This window comes from Clostridioides sp. ZZV15-6597, from assembly GCF_020657815.1.
Lineage (GTDB): Bacteria > Bacillota > Clostridia > Peptostreptococcales > Peptostreptococcaceae > Clostridioides.
In genome coordinates, this window is record NZ_JAGWCT010000016.1 from 35137 (window position 1) to 56398 (window position 21262).

The window sequence follows — 21262 nt, forward strand, 5'->3', positions numbered from 1 at the left end:
TCCTGTTAATTAATTTTGACATGCTTTGAGATGTTCAACACTATACCTACGGCCCCCATAAAGATGGTGAGTGAGGTACCTCCATAACTTATAAATGGTAGTGCTACACCTGTAGCTGGCATTGATGATGTTGCAACTGCTATATTTAAAGCTGCTTGTATTCCAATTTGTGCCCCTATACCTATGACAACCATACAAGCAAATACATTAGAAGTCTTCAGCGCTATTCTTACACATCTGTAGACTAAGGCTACAAATAGCATTATAACTATTATACAACCAATTAATCCTAACTCTTCTCCTATTATAGCAAATATAAAGTCATTTTGTGGCTCTGGTATATAAAAATACTTTTGCTTACTCTTTCCTAAGCCTAAACCAAACAGTCCTCCTGAGCCTAATGCATATAAACCTTGTATTACCTGATACCCCTTACCAAGTGGGTCTTGAAATGGGTCTAAAAAAGATGTAACACGACTAAGTCTATACGGTTCAGCAATTACTAATGCAGCAAATAAAGCAGCCCCACTTCCTATCATAGCAAATACAATTTTCATATCCATCCCAGCAACAAATATCATTACAAATGTAACTAGAATTACAGTACCTGCTGTTGACAAATTTGGTTGAAGTATTATCAACGCAAAAAATATTCCTGGAACTACGAGAAGTGGTACAACACCTTTTGTCAAAGATTTTATTTTATCATAATTTTTCTCAATCAATTTTGCAGTTAATATTATTGTAGCAAACTTTGCAATTTCTGCAGGCTGAAATGTTAAAGCACCTATCCCTAACCATCTTTTTGCTCCGTTTGCTTCTATTCCCAAAGGAGTTAAAACCAACAATAATAATACTACTGCTATAGCTCCAATTGCTGTAGCATTTTTCTTCCAAAAATTATAGTCTATTCTAGATGTAATAATCATAACTATAAATCCCAGTATAGCATATATTACATTTTTCTTTAGAAAATAGTATGCATCATTATGTTTAAATGAAGATTGTATAAAACTTGCACTAAACACCATAACTATTCCTACAAATACTAAAAGCATAGTAGTATAAAATACTACTCCATCAAATTCAGTCTTCATCCTTATGTCAATTTGTTTTTTCAAATTTTCTTTAGGCATCCAACTAATCTACCTCCATTCTTCCATCTAAGTAAGTTTAGAGGTAAGAGATTATTTTAAATTGTTTACATTATCTTTGAAGTCTTTTCCTCTTACTTCAAAACTTTCATACATATCCCAACTTGCACAAGCTGGTGAAAGAAGCACTATATCTCCATTTTTTGAAATCTCATGAGAAGTCTTAACTGCTTCCTCCATATCTTTTACTATATGTATGTCATTAAATCCTTTATTTTTAGCACAACTTTCTATCTTTGGTGCAGTTTCTCCTAATAAGATTAATGATTTAACATATGACTTTGCAATTTCAAGAAGTTCATCAAAGTTGCTTCCCTTATCCATTCCTCCTGCTATAAGCACTATAGGTCTATTATAAGACTGTACAGCTTTTATAGTAGAGTCTGGATTAGTTCCCTTTGAATCATTTACATACATTACATTATCTAAGTTTCTTACAAACTCTTGTCTGTGTTCAACTCCTTTAAATGTCATCAATACATCTTTTATTACTTCTAAATCTACTTTACAAACATATGCGATTGCTATTGCTGCCATACAATTTTCTAAATTATGGCCTCCAGGCAAACTTACATCATCTTTATTTAGAAACTTAATCTTATCCTCTATATCTATTATTATGTCATTATTTTCTAAATATACTCCTCCATTTACTCTATGAGTTCTTGAAAAGTAAATTATTTTGGCATTACATTTATCAGATAGACCTCTCACTATTTCATCATCATAATTTAATACACAAAAATCTTCAGCATTTTGATTCATAAATATTTTTGATTTAGCTTCTATGTACTTTTCCATAGTATGATGTCTATTTAAATGATCTTCTGTAATGTTTAATATTGCACTTACTTTAGGTCTAAATTCATCCACACTTTCAAGTTGGAAACTACTCAGTTCAGTTACAAGTATAGATTCTTCATTTGAAGTTTCTATAGTATCTATTACAGGATTCCCTATATTACCAACTACATATGTATCTTTTTTGGCACTTGAAAAAATTTCTCCTACTAAGCTAGTTGTAGTTGTCTTACCATTTGTACCTGTAATCCCTATAAAAGTTGGATTATTTGACAATTTAAAAGCTAATTCTACCTCACCAATTATACACTTGCCTGAATTCTTTAGTTCCAAAATAAATGGCAGGTCTAATGGTACCCCTGGAGATACTACAACCATATCTACATCGTCTACATCCTCTGGATGGCATCCTAATATGTATTCTATGTCATTTATAGATTTTAATTCATCAAGTATGTTTTTTAATTTATTTTCATCTTTAATATCATTTACAATTATACTTGCTCCTAATTTATCTAAATGTTTAATTGTAGATATACCAGTTTTTGCAAGCCCTACTAATAAAACTTTTTTTCCACTTAAGTCCATTTTTTATTCCCCCTAGGCCTAAAATACTGCTATTATACTTATCCAAGCTAAAACAACTGTAATAATCCAAAAAACAAATACAACTCTTGTTTCTGGCCAGCCACATTGTTCAAAATGATGGTGTATTGGAGCCATCTTAAAGAATCTCTTTCTAGTTGCTTTAAAATATCCAACTTGAATTAAAACTGATAGAGCTTCTGCAAAATAAATACCTCCAATTATAGGTATTATAAGCACAGAATTAGTTAAAACTGAAAATGCTACAACCGCACCTCCTAGTGCCATTGAACCTGTATCTCCCATAAACACTCTAGCTGGATATGAATTAAATCCTAAAAAGCCTAGACATGCTCCAACAGTTGCTGCTGCCAAAACTGCAACTTCTGTATTACCTGCAACTGAACTTGCAAACAACATAAAAAATACAGAAACAACTAAAGTCACTCCTGATGCTAGACCATCTAGACCATCAGTTAAATTTACAGCATTTACTATTGCTACTATTATAAACATCATTATTGGTATATATAGTATCCCAACATTTATTACAAAATCTGTAAATGGTATCATAAGTTGCGAAGCACTTGATGATGACGTATACTGATAAAAAGCAACATAAAAAGATAATGCAACTTGAAGGATTATTTTTTGATATGCTTTTAGTCCAAGTGACCTTTTTAGCTTTATTTTTATAAAGTCATCTAAAAAACCAATAAAACCAAAACCAGCAATACATATAAGACCTACTGCCATGTCATGACTAACTTTTACTCTTGTAAGTCCAGTTATTAGAATTGCAACAATCATTATAATTCCACCCATAGTAGGTGTTCCATTCTTAGCTAGATGTGTTTGAGGTCCATCATCTCTAACTGTCTGACCAAATTTAAATTTCCTAAGCATTGGTATAAATATTGGTCCTATTATAATTACTATCAAAAACGCAATCAATGCGGTGTACGTAAGCTCTGTTATTCCTAACATCATAAAACTCCTCTCCCTTGTCAATCAACTCATTAGTTTAAGCTTATTTATTTAGATATTCAACTATTTTTTCTAATTTCATGCCTCTTGAGCCTTTCACTAAAATAGTGTCTCCTGTTTTTATTAATTCATCTAATTGATTAAATACATCATCTCTATTTTTAAAGTGATATATATTGGATGAATCGAATCCTAATCGTTTTGCTTCGTCTCCAATAAACACTGAATTTTCACCTATAGTTATTATAATATCAGTATTATTCATAGATGATTTTCCAACTAATCTATGACCATACTCTGAAATTTCACCCATCTCAAGCATATCTCCAAGTATTGCTACTTTTCTACCTTTATATCTTCCAAGTATTTTTAAGGCTGCTTCCATAGAATCTGGACTGGCATTATATGAGTCATTAATTATTGTTAATCTTTCATTTTTTATTATGTCTAATCTCATTTTTGTCCCTTTGAAGTTTTTTAAACCTGTTTTTATATACTCCAAAGAAATATTTAAACTCATGCCAACTAATATAGCTGACATAGCATTATATATATTATGCTCTCCTATTGTTGGTATAAATATTTCCTCTTTTTTTCCATTTATGACACACGTAAATGTCAAACTACCTTCTTCCATAGTATAATCTTCACAATAAATGTCATTATCTTTATTAAATCCAAATGTTTTTAACTTATATATGTGCTCTTTTTCTTTTAGTGTAGATAAAAATTTATCATCACCATTCACAATCAAGGTATTTGTATCATCAAAGTTTGAAGCAATCTCCAGCTTTGCCTTTAAAATCCCTTCTTGTGAACCTAGGTTTTCTATGTGCGATAATCCTATATTTGATATGACTGCAATTTTAGGATTTACTATGTCCACCAAATACTTTATTTCATTAAATCCAGACATTCCCATTTCTATTACAGCACACTCATGTTCTTTATTTAAATTAAACAAAGTCAAAGGAACCCCAAAATGATTATTTAGGTTCTTTTCATTTTTCAAGATGTTTAATTTTGCAGAAATAGCTGCATATATCATATCTCTAGTAGTTGTTTTCCCTACACTACCTGTAACACCTATAAATGGAATGTCAAATTTTTCTTTATAGTATCTGGAAATATTTCCTAGAGCCAAAGTTGTATCTTTTACCTCTATTAAATTTATATCCGAACTTTCTAATTTTATTCCATTACTTTCATTTTTTATAAAAGTTTTACATCCACTATCATAGGCAGACTTTATAAATGTATGCCCATCTAAATTTTCTCCAACTATGGCTACAAATGCATTTTGTGCCTTTGCTTCCCTGCTATCTATAACTATATCACTTACACAGTCATTATAATCTCCATATATTAACTTTCCATTAGTTGCAAGTACTAACTCCTTTATTGTTAAGCACTCCATTCTCAAACTCCTCCTTATAAAACATTAGCTATATTATCTTAGCAACAAAAGGCAATGTATACCGTTACATATACATTGCCTACGATAACTCTTAACTTTATAATTATATACTATATTTCTGTTTTTTTGAAGATGTTTATGGATATATGTTAATTATCTGTTACTTTTTAGTTTTCAAAATATAGTGTTATACTTGAATCTTCATTAACTTTTATTCCAGGTTTTGGAAAAACATCCTTTACTTTTGTATCCTTTGGAATTTCTATATCTGTATCTAAATTTGGTTTTAACTTCGCATCTTCTAGTGCTTTCACTGCATCTCCAATTTTTAAATTTCTTACATCTGGTACTTTGACTTGTTTCTTTTCATATTCAGCTTTTTCTTCTTCTTTATATACTGGTTTAACCCCTAAATATTTTAGAGAATCATTCATTATTTCTTTTACTATAGGTCCTGCTGTAGTACTACCAAATGCACTTACTCCTGTTGGCTCATCAACAATAGCAAGAACTACAATTTGTGGGTCATCACAAGGTGCTATTCCCACGAATGAACATATATATTTTCCTTGAGCATATTTACCATCTATAACCTTTTGAGCTGTACCTGTTTTCCCACCTAGTCTATATCCTGGTATATATGCAATTTTTCCTCCACCATCAGTTACAACTGACTCTGCAATTTCTAACATTTTTTTGGATGTTTCTTTAGATATAACATTTCTTACTTTTTTTGGTTTTACTGTCTCAGTTATATTACCTTTATTGTCAGTATAAGATTTTACTACTCTTGGTTGCATTAAATCTCCACCATTTGCTATTGATGATATAGCTGTTATAAGTTGTATTGGAGTTACTGATATGGATTGACCAAATGATATTGTAGCTAACTCGACTGGACCTACATTTTTTTCATTATATAATATCCCCTTAGCTTCTCCTGGTAAATCTATACCTGTCTTATTCATAAGACCAAAAGATTCTATATAATCATACATTTTACCAACACCTAATCTACTTCCTAATTCAACAAACACAGGGTTACAAGAATTTTGTACTGCTTGTTTAAACTCTTGTGTTCCATGAGGTCTATAGTGTCTCCAACATTTAATCTTTCTTCCTCCTACAGTTACACTACCTGTACATGTGAATTTCTCACCATCTTTTATTACTCCTTCTTCAAGAGCACTAGAAGATGTAATAAGTTTAAATGTAGAACCTGGTTCATATGTATCACTTACTGCTGGATTTCTCCACATTTGATAATAGCCCTTTATTTTGTCTTTATCGCTATATTTTTCAAGTTCTTCTTGATAATATGGATATATTGGTGTTCTTGAGTCGTTAGGGTCATAATCTGGTTTTGATGCTAAAGCAAGTATATCACCAGTTTTAGGATTCATTGCTATTGCAGTGACTTTCTTTGCATTGTTTATTTCATAAGCCTTTTGTACTGCTTTTTCAGTATAATGTTGGATTACTTCATCTATAGACAATACAAGACCATTCCCTTGAACAGGTTCATAATATTTTTCCATACCTTGTGGAATTTCTCTACCTGAAGCATCAGTACTTACTATTAGTTTTCCAGCTTTCCCTTTTAATTTTTTATCATATTGCATCTCTATACCAGATATCCCTGTTGCATCTGAAGAAGTATGACCTATTACATATGGTGCAAAATTTCCATAAGGATAATATCTTTGATTGTCTTCTGCTACCCATATTCCACCTAATTTAGCATCCCTTATTTGACTTGCCTTATCATCATCTATCCATCTTTTGACCTTTACAAGAGCCATATTTTTTTTACTTATTAGAGAATAAATATCTTTATAGTCTTCGTCCAAAATTTCAGCAACTTTTTCAGCCGCTTCTTTTTTATCTTCAACTTCTACAGGTTTGCACCAAACTGTATATTTAGTTACACTTACTGCCAATTCTTTCATATTTCTATCATATATAGTTCCTCTTTTAGGCTCTATAGGTATATCTCTTGTTTGTTGTTCTAATGCTTTTGTGCTCAACCAATTACCTTTCATAAGTTGTAAGTATCCAGTCCTAATAACAAGGCAAAAAAACAGTGCACATGCTAAAACAAGAACAAGTACCAGTCTTTTTTTGCTTATCCTTTTTACTTTTCTCAAACCTATTCCCCCTAGTTATCCACATTTATATACTTTATTTGTCCATCTTTTGGATAGTCCATATTGAGCAATTCCTTTGCTTTTAACTCAATTTCTTTTATTGATGTTTTTTCAGTTTCTTTTGCCTTTAGTTCCTCTAATACTATCTCTTTTTTTCTTAAATCTTTTTGTAAATAATAAATATCATATTTCATTTCTGAAATTTTTGAATAACCACATAGATTCAATATTATTACTACGAAAGTTGTAATCAATAAAATACATTTAGCCCCTATTTTTTTATTAATTCTCTTTTTATAATTATTCTTTTTTTTATTTTTATATTCATTTAGATTATGTATTTTATAATTTTTTTTCAAATTATCACCCCGATAATATAGATTTTTAGATTTTCCTCTATACTATATTTGTTATTAATCATATCTCTTCCTTTAAAATTTCATCGCTAAATTAATACACTATTACACAATCTATTTGTAATTTTTTCTATACACAACAAAAAATCTATAGATTCACTAATTCTTGAATATCGAACCTATAGATTATACACTAATTTTTATTTATTTTTATCACTATATATTTTCTTTAACATATAAATCAATACACTTAAAGCAAATAATATTAAGAGTCCTGTCATCATGACTTTAGCTCCACCAGTCAACATCCCACCAACATAAGAATATACAATGGTTGCTGGTAATTGTCCTACCCCAGTAGCTATAAAGAAAGATATAAAACTCATAGATGTTAGACCTGCTGCATAACTCACAAGGTCAAAAGATATAAAAGGAAGCAATCTTGCAATTAAAATTGTATGTTTTCCATATTTATCAAAAAAACCATCTATACTTTCTAGTGCAAATTTACTTGTAAGTTTTGCAACTACATCTCTACCTAAAAATCTCCCAATTACAAAACAGATTGCAGCACCTGCCATTGCACTAACCCATGACAGTATAGCACCATTTACCCATCCAAATAAGGCTGCATTTGCAAAAGTAATTAAAAATGCAGGAAGAGGTGCAGCTATTGATTGTAATATCATAAGTGCAAATGATATTATTGGTGCCCAAACTCCAAATGATAGTATGTACTCCTTAATTGCATCTAAATTTAACATACTCAGATAAAATATCATCTGATTTACCATTTTTTTAACAGGAGGTATAAAAAAGTAAATAGCAAGTACCCCCAATATAATACAAATTTTTATTAATAATTTTTTATGCTTATTCTCTATTTTTCTTCACTCCTAATATCTATTTTAGTTATATTATAACAGAAAATATTTTTCTATATTGTCGATTATATCATAGTTGTTTTCTATTCTAATAAAAACTATAATAGGTTTTAACTATCATTAAGAAGTTTATTATTTTATTACATAGCTAGCCCTTACTCTCAAACTATATAAATTATATTTTTTCAGCTACTCTCAATTTAGCACTTCTTGAACGTGGATTTACTTCTATTTCTTCAGCACTAGGTAATATTGGTTTTCTAGTTATTATTTTTACTTCAGATTCTTTGTCACATTGACATATTGGTAAATGTTGTGGACATATACAATCTGATGCAAGATATTTAAATGCATTTTTCACTATTCTATCTTCTAACGAATGAAATGTTATTATACAAATTCTACCCCCTTCATTCATTATAGAAGAAGCATCATTTATCATCTTTGTAATTACTCCAAGTTCATTATTTACTTCTATTCGTATAGCCTGAAAAGTCCTTTTAGCTGGATGAGGCCCATCTATTCTAGCTTTTTTAGGAATAGCTTTTTTAATTGTATCAACCAATTCACCTGTGGTTTCTATTGGTTTATTCACTCTTTCCTCAACTATAAATTTAGCTATACGTTTAGCCCAGTTATCTTCACCATAATCTTTAATTATCTTAGCTAGTTCATCTTCTGAATAAGTGTTTACAACATCATATGCTGAAAATTCACACCTAACATCCATCCTCATATCAAGTGGTGCATCTTGCATATAAGAAAATCCTCTCTCAGCTTCATCAAGTTGATGAGAGGAAACTCCTAAATCTGCTAATACACCATCTATCTTATAAACTCCTATTTTTTCCAATTCTTCTTTTATATTTTCAAAATTGCTATGAACAAATTTTACTCTGTTTTCATATTCACTTAGTCTTTCTCTCGCTGTATTTATAGCATTTTTATCTTGGTCAAACCCTATAAACAATCCTTTATCTGATAAATTTTTTACTATCTCTTTGGAATGTCCTGCACCCCCCATAGTACAGTCAACATATACTCCATCTGGTTTTATCTTTAAATTTTCTATACATTCATTTAAAAGAACTGATACATGATGAAATTCCATAACTACCTCCTTTAAACTCACTATTTAAATTATTTTTCAATACTGTTGTTTTTATTTCTCTTTGATAAATAAATATGTGCTATTATACCACCAACAACTCCAACTAAACTTATCACTTGAGCCATTCTAAGTGGCCCTAACATTAAACTATCTGTTCTTAATCCTTCTATAAAAAATCTTCCTATTGAATACAGGGTTATATAAGTTACTATAACCTGCCCTTCGTATTTTTTATTCTTTCTAAACAATAATAAAACTATAAATATTCCAAAATCCCATATAGACTCATATAGAAAAGTTGGATGAACCTTTACTCCATCAACCATTATTCCCCATGGTAAATTAGTTGTACCTCCATGAGCTTCTCCATTAATAAAGTTTCCCCATCTTCCTATAGCTTGTGCTAAAGGCATTCCAAGTATGACAGTATCAGCCATTTTTAAGAAATTAATATTTTTAACCTTAGTGTATATGTAACCAGCTAAGATTCCACCTATTAATCCTCCATGTATAGCAAGTCCACCACCTCTAAAATTAAGGATTTGAGATAGATTTTGAGCGTAATAACTCCAATTAAATATAACATAATATATTCTTGCACATATTAATCCAACAGGAATTGCTATGATAGCTATATTTAATACATCATCTTCTTTAAGTCCTACTCTTTTTGACTCTTTTATTGCTATTAAAGTTCCCAAAATCATACCACTAGCCATAAGTATTCCATACCACATTATGTCTATCCCAAACAGTGTAAATGCAACTCTATCCATAACTCCACCTCTTTATCTTAATTAAAATATTTCCAAAGCAATACACCATGTTTATAATTAATTGTAATTATACTAAATTATGATAACATATTAATGTTAATTCTACAAAACATATTGATGTTGATTCTACAAATACTAAAAATATATTATACACATCATCACAATAAAATCATTCATAAATTATTTGTAATCAAAGAAATTGGTGTATAATATACACCAATCTCTCTATAAATTTTTATCAATAATATTTAATTTTTACTAACTTAATTTATATAAGTATATTCAACAAGCTCACTTGCTATCTAAATAAAATAAGTATCAAAATTAACTATTTGGCATTTAGCTACTCATTGTAATGTTCAAATTTTCTACTTAGGTTCTACAATAGAAATAACACAATACTCTTCTTTAAAGTGTTCTTTTAATCTTTCTTCAATTTCCTCAAAAGTAACATCTTTAATAATATCTAAATAATCCAAAATATTTATCTCTTTAAATGTATAAGATATAAAACTATTTCCTATAAAGTTTATAGAATCAAAACACTTAATAAATGAACCAATTTTTTTCTTTTTAGTTCTTTCAAATTCCTCTTTAGATAATCCTTCTTTTTTAGCTTTTTCTATATATTCAAGAATTATCTCTTTTACTTTTTTAGGTTCCTTAGAATCTCCAGCAATTACACTAAAAGCATAGTCTACTTGAGATGAAAATCCAGCTCCAAAATTTTCATTTATCAGACCTTGCATATACAAATCTTCATAAAGTTTGCTACCCTTTTTAAATAACATACCTACAAGTATGTCAGTTACAATTTCTTTACGTAAAAGTTCTTTTCCTTTTATACCTACATTATTATCTTTAAAACCTATGTTAAACATAGGTATAGATATAGGAAACTTTTCTATAACTTCTTTTTCCTTTACATTTGCTGGTTCTTCAGGATAAAATCTTTCTATATTCTTAGAAAGCTTATCTACATCATAATTATTTGCTTTTTTAGTTACATCTATGACTTTTTCTACATCTAAATCACCAACAACAAACAAAGCCATATTTCCTGGATTGTAGAAAGTATTATAGCATTTATACAGTTCTTCCTTAGTTATCTTATATATACTATCTACTGTACCAGCTATATCAATTCTAGCAGGATAATTTACATACATAGCCTTTAGACAATTAAAATATACATTCCAGTCTGGGTCATCATTGTACATTTTTATCTCTTGTGCTATTATACCTTTTTCCTTTTCAACATTTTCATCTGTAAAATAAGGTGTTTGAACATAATCAATTAAGTGTTCTAAACTCTCATAAAAATTTTCAGTAGCTGAAAATAAGTATGCTGTCATTGTAAAATTAGTAAATGCATTTGCACTTACACCCAATTTAGAAAACTTTTCAAATGCATCTCCTCCATCAGGTTGTTCAAACATCTTATGCTCTAGAAAATGTGCAATTCCTTCATTTACTCTAATCTTTTTATCTTCTCCTATTGGAACAAATTCTAAGTCATTTGAACCATAATTAGTAGCTAAAATAGCATATTTTTTTGTGAAGCCTCTCTTTGGCATAAAGTATACATCTAAGCCATTTTGTAATTTTTCATAATAAACTTCTTCTCTTAATATATCATTAACTATTTTTTCCATAGACATCTCCTCCATTAATTTCTTAAAAAGTATACAGTATCAAGTTCTATATCTTTTACAGCTTCGACTATATCTTTTTTAGTAACTTTTTCTATACTATATATTATGTCTTCTACTTCAGAATTTGTCTTTGCCATAGACTGAGAAAAAGCAAAATCAGACATTCCACCTATATTATCTGTTATAGACTTCATAGAGTTAACTAAAGCAAGCTTACTATTTTCTAACTCTTCATCAGATATATCTCCTGCTTTTAGACTTTCTAATTGTTCTTTTATTAATTTTACAGCTTTATCATAATCTTTAGTTTCTATTCCAGATGATATAAGCATAATGCTTTTATACTTCTCTATTGAAGAGAAAATATAATAGCATAAGCTTTCCTTTTCTCTTACATTCACAAATAGTTTAGAGTGTGGCCCACCACCTAATACATTACTTCCGACCACAAGAGCATAGTATTTATCATTATCTACATAATCTACATTTGCTCTATACCCCATAACTAACTTACCTTGAGTTATTTCCATTTTTTCGTCTACTACTTTTACTTCATCTACATGTTTTATGAAATCTTCTTTTGGTATATCTATAATATCTTCTCTTTCGAATTTTAAATTCTTGCTTATTATGTCTACAACCTTATCTTCATCAAAATCACCTTCTACAACTATGTCTATTGGAGATGTTTTAAGTATATTTCTATAATGTTCATATAGGTCTTTTGATGTTATATTATCTATTTCATCTTCATAACCAAACTCACTTATACTGTATTTTTCATTTTCACACATAGCTTCTATACATTTATCTTGTGCATATTCTTTTTTATCATTTATTATTGATTGTATCTTATCTCTTAAATTTTCTTTTTCAATATTTAAATATTCTTCTTTAAATCCACCATCCACAACAAGTGTATTATTTATTACTTCATTAAAAAATTCTACTACTTCTTCAAATATGTTTTCATCTAAATACTTTTCACTTATATTAATTATTTTAAAACTTAGTACTTGACGCTCTCCACGCTTTACAGCATCAGCTCCCATAGATGAACCATATAAATCATCTAGTTTATTGGATATTGCTCTAGCACTAGGATATTTTTCACTTCCGCTTGCTATTATTGATGGTATCAAAGCATTTTTTGTAGTTTCTTTTTTATCCAACAATCTCTGAACATACAAACTTATAAGATTTGATTTAAACTTTTCTGTTTTTATCAAAGTTAGATTAATATTATTACCCAAATTTATTATTTTCTTAGTATTAACCATATGTACCTCCTATTTTTTATTTAAACATCAATTTTAAAATTGAAATTTATTCATTTTTGATTGTATATACTTATATATAAAAACCTTCTATTTAATTATATCCTTTTTATTATTTTCTAAAAGTAATATTTTTATTTAAAAATTATTTAGACCATTCTGCTTTAAAGTCTAGTTTACAAGCTTCATATATATGATGTATAATCAATATGTATGTCTATAATTAAAACAATTTTACAATCCTATAGATTGATTGTTTAAAGTTATATAAAGAATATAAAAAGAATAAGAGAGAGGACGATTAATATGAAATTAGGTATAGTTGGTTTACCAAATGTAGGTAAAAGCACACTATTTAACGCAATAACTCAAGCAGGTGCAGAATCTGCAAATTACCCTTTTTGTACAATAGACCCAAATGTTGGAGTTGTATCTGTTCCAGATGAAAGATTAGATAAACTAAAAGAATTGTACAACTCTGAAAAAATAGTTCCTACTGCCATAGAATTTTGTGACATAGCTGGTTTAGTTAGAGGGGCTTCTAAAGGAGAAGGCTTAGGAAATAAATTTTTATCACATATAAGAGAAGTTGATGCAATCGTACATGTTGTCAGATGTTTTGAAGATGAAAATGTTATACATGTAGATGGTTCTGTTGAACCACTTCGCGATATAGAAACTATAAATTTAGAATTAATTTTCTCTGACATAGAGATTCTTGAAAGAAGAATTCATAAAACTCAAAAAGCCGCTAAAGCTGATAAAACTTTAGGTTCTGAACTTGATTTATTAAATTCAATCATGGCTACTCTAGAAAATAGTAAGTGTGTAAGAACTATGCAATTTACAGAAGATGAACAAAGCTTTGTAAATTCATTAGATTTACTTACATCTAAACCTGTAATATACGCTGCAAATGTATCAGAAGATGATTTAGCAGATGACGGAGAGAGTAATAAGTATGTTCAACAGGTTAAGGTATTTGCAGAATCAGAAGATGCTGAAGTTGTTGTTGTATGTGCACAAATAGAAGCAGAAATTTCTGAACTTGATTCTGCTGAAGAAAAGAAAGAATTTTTAGAAACACTAGGGCTTGAACAATCAGGGCTTGATAAACTTATAAAATCATCTTATGCCTTACTTGGTCTAATTTCATTCTTAACAGCTGGTCCAAAAGAGGTTAGAGCATGGACTATAAAGCTTGGAAGTAAAGCACCTCAAGCAGGAGGGAAAATACATTCTGACATAGAAAGAGGATTTATCAGAGCTGAAACAATTGCTTTTAATGATTTAGTTGAACATGGTACTATGGCAGCTGCTAAAGAAAAAGGATTAGTTAAATTAGAAGGTAAAGAATACATAGTTAAAGATGGAGATGTAATATTATTTAGATTTAATGTTTAAAATGTTTATTTATCTACAATCTTAACTATTGTATTGTAATAAAGAAATTAGAATAATAGAAATTTCTATTATATTATAATAGCTATTCAGATTTTATAAAAAAGAGAGTTTTTCTAAATGATTTTTGAAAATCATAATAGAAACTCTCTTTTTTATAAAAATAAAATATTCTATATTTTAAATAAAAAAATATAGAATATTAAAAAATAAAACTTATAAAACTTCTCTTTACTATTTCAAACTTTAAATTCATGTTTAACCAAAGGCTTGTGCCTTTTAAAAACTATATAGTATTCCCACAGAAATTATAATTGTCAACAATGAAAGTACTTTACTGTAATCCCAAATACGCTTTCCACCAAAACATCCAAATGGATAAAAAGGTATACTATGAAAAAGTAAAAAACTTATCCCAAAGGAAATAATATATTCATAAAATTCTGATTGTTTGTCAAATACTGCTACTACTAAAATAAAAAGTAGTACTCCTAACCACTCAAACAATCCTTCAATCCCCATACTACGTCTAAATGTAGTACTCCTCTTATACTCTGTTGGATAAAATCGACCTACCACTGGCCATATACCACCCAAAATTGTAATTAATAATGATATCAACAAACCACCTCTTGTAGCAATAAACTTCCATTTCTCAGATGAAATCATGGTTGCAATTAATCCACTAAGTAAAGAAACAATCAGTAATGAAAAAAACGCACCTACTCTGACAGCAAAATCATTAAAATTATTGCTAAAAAATAAAATAGGAAATGATATTAGTAAGTTTAATACAATATAGATTCCTAATTGTTGAATTGATGAGCTATTTTTTTGTGATAATGTGCTCCATAAATGAAATCCAGAAGCAATAGCAAGTGTACTATTAAACCACAATCGTATTGTACTAATTAGCCCATAGTTTTGTAACATTTGTGTAAAGCTTATAATATGATATCCATTATTTTCAAACAACTTCCATGATGCAACATTATCGTCCTTCACAGTAGCAGTCATAGTTTCACAACCTTGTTCTTTTAAAAATATGGTTACTTTTTTGTAAAGCTCACCTCCTATTCCCTTACCTTCATGTCCCTTCTTTACATATGCTGTTTCTACATATCCAATTTTTTTGCCATTTTTTGCTGGAAAAATTTTATAGGAAGCCATACCAACAATATGACCATCTATTATAGCAAGAAAAGCATTTTGAGGCTTTTTAAATGCCATCCCTTCAACCAATCCAAAACTAGATTTACCAATTTTCCAAACAAGCGTTCTTTCATCATTTACCATTTCCCGAATTGTTATATTACTCAAAAATTTTCCTCCCTTAAGTACTTTAATAATTGCTGATATCCTTAGATTCACAAACTGTTATACTCAAATTAAAAACTTCTACCCATAGAAAAATTATATCTCTTTTAGAAAATATCATATGCTCCATATAATGTAAAGTAATACTCTAAACCTAGTTCATATTTTTATACTAAGGTGTTCTTACATAAGGAAAGTGAACTTTGACTACACAAAGTTCACTTTCCTTACAAATCTTTATTTTATTTTGTACTAAGCTTTTTAATCTGTACTTATACCTTCAATATCATTCCTATTTAATATCAACTTTTCGTATTCTTCTATTGGCATTGGCTTTGCAAATAAAAATCCTTGAGCCATATCACATCCTATAAATCTTAAAAACTCTGCTTGCTCTAAGGTTTCAACTCCCTCTGAAACAACTTTTATATCAAGTTGCTTTGCCATCTGAACAATACTTGAAACCACAATTTGACTCTTTTTTGTTTCTTCTACTGTTATAAAAAATTGTCTGTCTAATTTCAAGACATCAATTGGCATATCTTTAAGCATATTTAAAGAAGAATAACCTGAACCAAAATCATCCATAGATATTTTAAATCCTACAGACTTTAGATTTTGCATTATTTTAAATAACATTTTTGTATTATCAAATATTGCACTCTCTGTTAGTTCAATTTCAATTAAATTTGGTTCAATATCATATTCTTTTGCAATGTTTTCAAACTTCTCTATAAAGTCAGGATTTTCAAGATGTACTCTTGATAAATTTACTGATATAGGAAATCTAGGTAAACCTTCATTTTCCCAACGTTTAAAGTTTTTACAAACTTGAATAAATACAAACATATCTAATTCTGTTATAAAACCATTCTTTTCAAAAATAGGAATAAACACACCTGGACTTATTAATCCCTTTTTTGGATGTTGCCAACGTACAAGAGCTTCAGAACCTACTATTTTACCTGTTGATAATTCAATTTTAGGTTGAAAGTATACCTTAAATTGTTCATTTTTTAAAGCATCATGCATCTCTTGCTCAATATCACGTTCTTCTATAAGAGTTTCCTTTAAATTCTCAGCATAAATTTCATACACTTTTAAGTATTTTCTTTTTACTGTAGTCTTTGCAATCATAGCTTTATCAAGACAAGTAGATATATTTGTTTCTCCATCTTCAATAAAATATACTCCTATAGATGGTATCAGATTAAGTTCAACCCCTAAGCTAGTTTTTATCATAGATAATTTTTTACGCATAATTTCACATATCTCTATAACTGATTCTTTATCCTTCTTTTTTTCAAATATTACAGCAAAATTATCATTTGAAATTCTTGAAAATACAGACTGTTCTTTAAACATATTTTCAATTATCTCTGCAATTTTTCTTAATACTCTATCTCCCTCTTCATATCCAAATCTATCATTTACTAACTTAAATTTATCTATATCAAAATAAATCAAAACTAGATTCTTTTTCTCATGAGTGGATAAAAATTTACCACCTTCCAGATTAAATTTATTTGAATTTCCAATTCCTGTAATGCTATCTTTAAATGCAAATTCTTCTAATCTTTCCTTGCTCTTTTTTTGCATAATCAAGATATAAATTATTAATGATGTAAATATCACAATTAAAACTATACATGCTGATAGTGTAAGTTTTATAATAGCATATGATTTTTCAGATACAGCAGTTCTAGGAACTTCAGAAAAAAGATACCAATCATTAATTCCTATTGGAGCATAACTTAAATAATATCCTTTTCCAGACATATTATAACTTAATGAACCTGATTTAGAATTTTTTATATTTAACTTCATATTATTAAGAGTAGATTTTGATAAGGCATTACTTTTATTTATATATGAAAATAAATTTTCCATATTAGAATTTGCGTTTTTACTACTTGGATTTAAAACAATATCACCACTACTATTAGCTATATAAGAATATCCTTTTCCATTAAACGTTGGTACAGAGAGTATCTTTTCATATAACTTTGTACTATGTGTAGCAAATATAACACCAATAATCTTGTTCCCCTTATAAATTGGTACAGAGTACACATTAATGTCTTTATAGTCTTTTATTACATCTTTTAACTTACCTGTTATGACTACTTCTCCTTGCATTGACTTGGAAAAATAATCTCTCTTAGAAAAATCTTCTACATAACCATCTGTAGTATATGCCATACCATCTGGTAGAATAACGCCCATTCTTTTAAAGGAACTATTTACAGATTCTCTTTTAAGTATTGAAAGAATATTGTCCAATTCAAAAGATTCTTCTCCTTCAATACATATTGAAATTGATTGTAACAATTTTATATCGCCATTAATTTGTTTTTTTAACACATTGACACTTTGATTTGCTATTTCTGAAAGATATTGATTCGTTTCCTCACCCAGTGTCTTATTCAACTTCGAACCATAAATCAAACAGGAAATTGTAACTACTAAGATACTTATGATAGCAATTATGGATAAACCCTGCCTATTATTTTTTGCATCACCCAACATCATGCTTCCTGCCTTTCCGGAATCTATATGTATATAATTATTATTTTATATTAATTATTCTAACAAATTTACGATAATACTTATTTTTCCATATTTACTGTAATTATACAAAATTATCAACTTTATTACAATAAAAAATTAATTAATATAAGTAATACAATTTTAATAAATTATATTATTTATATTAAGGATTACTAACATAATTTGTATTAATGTCCACTAACATAAAAAGAATATAATATCAAAATAATTTTGATATTATATTCTTAAAATATATATTTTATTAAATTTTTACCTTACATTTTACTTAAACATTCATTGGCAACCTCTTTATCATCAAAATGATGCTTAACTTTACCTATTATTTGGTAATTTTCATGCCCTTTACCTGTTATAATTACAACATCATCTTTTTTTGCCATACTTATAGCTTCTTCTATAGCTTGCTTTCTATCAGCAACAACATGATAATTTTCTTTTTCCTTATCTATTCCTTCAAGTATATCCTTTATTATTGCTTCTGGTTCTTCAGTTCTTGGATTATCAGAAGTTACAATACATATGTCAGAATATTTTTGTCCAATAGCACCCATTAAAGGTCTCTTTTCAGTATCTCTATCTCCACCACATCCAAATACAGAAATTATTTTTCCTTCTGCAAATTGTTGAGTTGTTTTTAATACATTTTCAAGTGCATCAGGAGTATGAGCATAATCAACAATTACACTTATACCTTTATCGTTTGGTACTGTTTCAAACCTTCCTGATACTCCACTAGAAAGTCTAAGACCTTCTTTATATACTGGTTTAGGTATGCCAAGTATATAACAAGCAGCTATAACAGCTAAGGTATTATATACTGTAAACATTCCTGGAACTGGTATAAATATAACTTCTTCATAAGAAGGAGTTATTAATCTATAAGATACACCATCTGAATCTGATTTTATATCTCTAGCCATAAAATCAGCATTATTTTCAACTCCATATGTGTAACAAGGAACATCTATACCTTTTATATTTTCGTATATCTTTTTACCACCCTCATCATCTATATTTATTATATTTGCCATAGTAGTCTTAAAAAATAATTTTTCTTTAGCTTTTCTATAATCTTCTAAATCTTTGTGAAAGTCTAAATGGTCTGGTGTTAAGTTTGTGAATATTCCCAGTTTAAAGTCGGTTTCATCAACTCTATTTAATGCTAATGAGTGTGATGAAACTTCCATAGCACAGTAATCACATCCATTATTTAACATATTATTAAAATGATATTGTAAATCTATACTTTCTGGAGTTGTTGAATTAGAAATAATGTCTTTTTCACCATCAAATATTTTTATAGTACCAATAAGACCAACTTTATTTTTATTCAAAGTTAATATTTCGTTTAGTATAGTAGTTATACTAGTTTTTCCATTAGTACCTGTAACTCCTATAACATTAAATTTTTGTGATGGATGATTATAAAAATTGTCAGCTATCTTTGCCATATCTTCTCTTGTATTTTTTACTTTTATAAACGTATATCCTTTTATGTCTACTTCTTCTTCAATAATAAAAGCTTTTGCTCCTTTGTTTATAGCATCTTTTATATACTTATGACCATCTGACACAAATCCTTTTATACATACAAATAATGTACCTTCTGTAACCTTTCTTGAATCATATTGTACATTATTAATATCTATATTTAATTCACCTTTGACACTGATTATATCCAACCCCTGTATAATATCATTTAATTTCATAAATGCTTTCCTCCCTTTAAACTCTTTTTGCTAAAATTACACTTCATGTAATATTATATTAAGAATTTTTTACTATGTGAATGGTTAAAAATGCTTGAAATATTGCAAAAAATGCTCTATAATTCTCTATAATATAATCTAAGAGAGGTCTTTTATGAAAACTACAGACAATAAAATTGGATACTTAAATGATAATTTTAAAATATTTAGTATCAGAGATAAAAAAGACATAGAATTTGAATACCATAATCACGATTTTAATAAGATAATTATATTTATAGATGGAAATGTCACTTATTTTGTTGAAGGAATTCCATATAAACTAAAACCTTGGGACATACTTTTTATTAGCAATAATGAAATTCACAAGCCAGTTATTGATTCAAATGTATTTTATGAAAGAATCGCAATATGGGTTAGCCCAGAATTTATGAAAAAAAACAGTGATAATACTAGTGATTTAGAAAAATGTTTTAAGATAGCCACAGAAAATAAATGTAATCTACTACGTTTAAATATGCATGACATTGAATCACTCAAACTTTTTATTGAGCAAATAAATATTTCTGAATCTAGTAATGAATTTGGAAATGAAATACTAAGAAATACCTTGTTCATACAGCTTATGATATTTTTAAATAGAATTTTCTTAAAAAAAGAGAACATAGAATCTATAGAAGGTGTATTTTACGATGAAACTATAAAAAAAATATTAAACTATATAAACTTAAATATAGAGAATAAACTTTCTATAGACAGCATTGCATCTGAATTTTTTATAAGCAAATATTATCTTATGAGAAGATTTAAATCTCATACTGGAACATCTATACACAATTATATAATTCAAAAAAGATTGATTTTAGCTAAGTCACTAATAATCAATGGTCATCTTATGAGTGAAGTTTGTAATAAATGTGGATTTAATGATTATTCTAGCTTCGTAAGGGCATTTAAAAAGTATTATGGCGTATCTCCTAAAAACTATACAAACAATAAAAGCCCTTTAGATAGTACTTTGTTAGATGAATAAATAATTATTATAAATGTTATTTCAAAAAAATTAGAGGCATTAGTATATCTATTTTACTAATACCTCTAATTTATTGAAATA

General features: G+C 28.4%; 16 protein-coding genes. 2 read left to right on the top strand and 14 right to left on the bottom strand.

Features of this window, described 5'->3' with window-relative positions; translation table 11 throughout:
* Nucleotides 1–5 precede the first annotated feature (5 nt).
* From spoVE to yfmF, 11 genes are all read right to left on the bottom strand, one after another.
* Nucleotides 6–1136 (bottom strand): stage V sporulation protein E, encoded by a 1131-nt coding sequence (gene spoVE, locus KGF52_RS06030; RefSeq protein ID WP_227432412.1) that lies wholly within the window; start codon nucleotides 1134–1136, stop codon nucleotides 6–8.
* Between the two features lie 51 nt (nucleotides 1137–1187).
* Nucleotides 1188–2543: a UDP-N-acetylmuramoyl-L-alanine--D-glutamate ligase gene (murD, locus tag KGF52_RS06035; RefSeq protein WP_227839469.1), complete on the bottom strand. Its 1356-nt coding sequence runs from the start codon at nucleotides 2541–2543 to the stop codon at nucleotides 1188–1190.
* An 18-nt stretch (nucleotides 2544–2561) separates the two neighbouring features.
* A complete protein-coding gene (gene mraY, locus KGF52_RS06040; protein WP_227829178.1) occupies nucleotides 2562–3530 on the bottom strand; it encodes a phospho-N-acetylmuramoyl-pentapeptide-transferase in 969 nt (322 codons plus the stop codon).
* A 40-nt stretch (nucleotides 3531–3570) separates the two neighbouring features.
* Nucleotides 3571–4944, bottom strand: a complete 1374-nt coding sequence (locus KGF52_RS06045) for a UDP-N-acetylmuramoyl-tripeptide--D-alanyl-D-alanine ligase (RefSeq protein WP_227839470.1) — start codon at nucleotides 4942–4944, stop codon at nucleotides 3571–3573.
* Nucleotides 4945–5111: 167 nt separating this feature from the next.
* Nucleotides 5112–7091 carry a stage V sporulation protein D gene (locus KGF52_RS06050; RefSeq protein WP_227839471.1) on the bottom strand — a complete coding sequence of 660 codons (1980 nt, stop codon included), beginning with the start codon at nucleotides 7089–7091 and terminating at the stop codon, nucleotides 5112–5114.
* An 11-nt stretch (nucleotides 7092–7102) separates the two neighbouring features.
* Entirely contained in the window at nucleotides 7103–7450 is a 348-nt protein-coding gene (locus tag KGF52_RS06055; protein WP_227829181.1) for a hypothetical protein, read from the bottom strand.
* A 197-nt stretch (nucleotides 7451–7647) separates the two neighbouring features.
* On the bottom strand, nucleotides 7648–8229 hold the full coding sequence (locus KGF52_RS06060) for a TVP38/TMEM64 family protein (protein WP_255640441.1): 582 nt from the start codon (nucleotides 8227–8229) through the stop codon (nucleotides 7648–7650).
* A gap of 277 nt (nucleotides 8230–8506) precedes the next feature.
* A complete protein-coding gene (rsmH, locus tag KGF52_RS06065; protein ID WP_227839472.1) occupies nucleotides 8507–9442 on the bottom strand; it encodes a 16S rRNA (cytosine(1402)-N(4))-methyltransferase RsmH in 936 nt (311 codons plus the stop codon).
* A 29-nt stretch (nucleotides 9443–9471) separates the two neighbouring features.
* Nucleotides 9472–10218, bottom strand: a complete 747-nt coding sequence (gene lgt / locus KGF52_RS06070; protein WP_227839473.1) for a prolipoprotein diacylglyceryl transferase — start codon at nucleotides 10216–10218, stop codon at nucleotides 9472–9474.
* Between the two features lie 368 nt (nucleotides 10219–10586).
* Nucleotides 10587–11873 (bottom strand): EF-P 5-aminopentanol modification-associated protein YfmH, encoded by a 1287-nt coding sequence (yfmH, locus tag KGF52_RS06075; RefSeq protein ID WP_227829184.1) that lies wholly within the window; start codon nucleotides 11871–11873, stop codon nucleotides 10587–10589.
* Between the two features lie 14 nt (nucleotides 11874–11887).
* The gene (yfmF, locus tag KGF52_RS06080; protein WP_227829185.1) at nucleotides 11888–13153 is read right to left on the bottom strand and encodes an EF-P 5-aminopentanol modification-associated protein YfmF; all 1266 of its coding nucleotides are present in this window, start codon (nucleotides 13151–13153) and stop codon (nucleotides 11888–11890) included.
* 303 nt (nucleotides 13154–13456) lie between these two features.
* On the opposite strand from yfmF, the gene ychF reads away from it, so the two are divergent.
* Nucleotides 13457–14554 (top strand): redox-regulated ATPase YchF, encoded by a 1098-nt coding sequence (gene ychF, locus KGF52_RS06085; protein WP_227839474.1) that lies wholly within the window; start codon nucleotides 13457–13459, stop codon nucleotides 14552–14554.
* 276 nt (nucleotides 14555–14830) lie between these two features.
* Here the strand turns inward: ychF and KGF52_RS06090 are convergent, their stop codons facing one another.
* The 3 genes from KGF52_RS06090 to KGF52_RS06100 form a co-directional block, all read right to left on the bottom strand.
* Nucleotides 14831–15871 (bottom strand): GNAT family N-acetyltransferase, encoded by a 1041-nt coding sequence (locus KGF52_RS06090; protein WP_227839475.1) that lies wholly within the window; start codon nucleotides 15869–15871, stop codon nucleotides 14831–14833.
* Nucleotides 15872–16129: 258 nt separating this feature from the next.
* A complete protein-coding gene (locus KGF52_RS06095; RefSeq protein WP_227839476.1) occupies nucleotides 16130–18397 on the bottom strand; it encodes an EAL domain-containing protein in 2268 nt (755 codons plus the stop codon).
* Nucleotides 18398–18693: 296 nt separating this feature from the next.
* Complete coding sequence (locus KGF52_RS06100) at nucleotides 18694–20148, bottom strand: UDP-N-acetylmuramoyl-L-alanyl-D-glutamate--2,6-diaminopimelate ligase (RefSeq protein ID WP_227839477.1); 1455 nt, start codon at nucleotides 20146–20148, stop codon at nucleotides 18694–18696.
* 154 nt (nucleotides 20149–20302) lie between these two features.
* Here KGF52_RS06100 and KGF52_RS06105 point away from each other — a divergent pair, with 154 nt between their 5' ends.
* On the top strand, nucleotides 20303–21181 hold the full coding sequence (locus KGF52_RS06105; RefSeq protein ID WP_227839478.1) for an AraC family transcriptional regulator: 879 nt from the start codon (nucleotides 20303–20305) through the stop codon (nucleotides 21179–21181).
* Nucleotides 21182–21262: the final 81 nt, after the last annotated feature.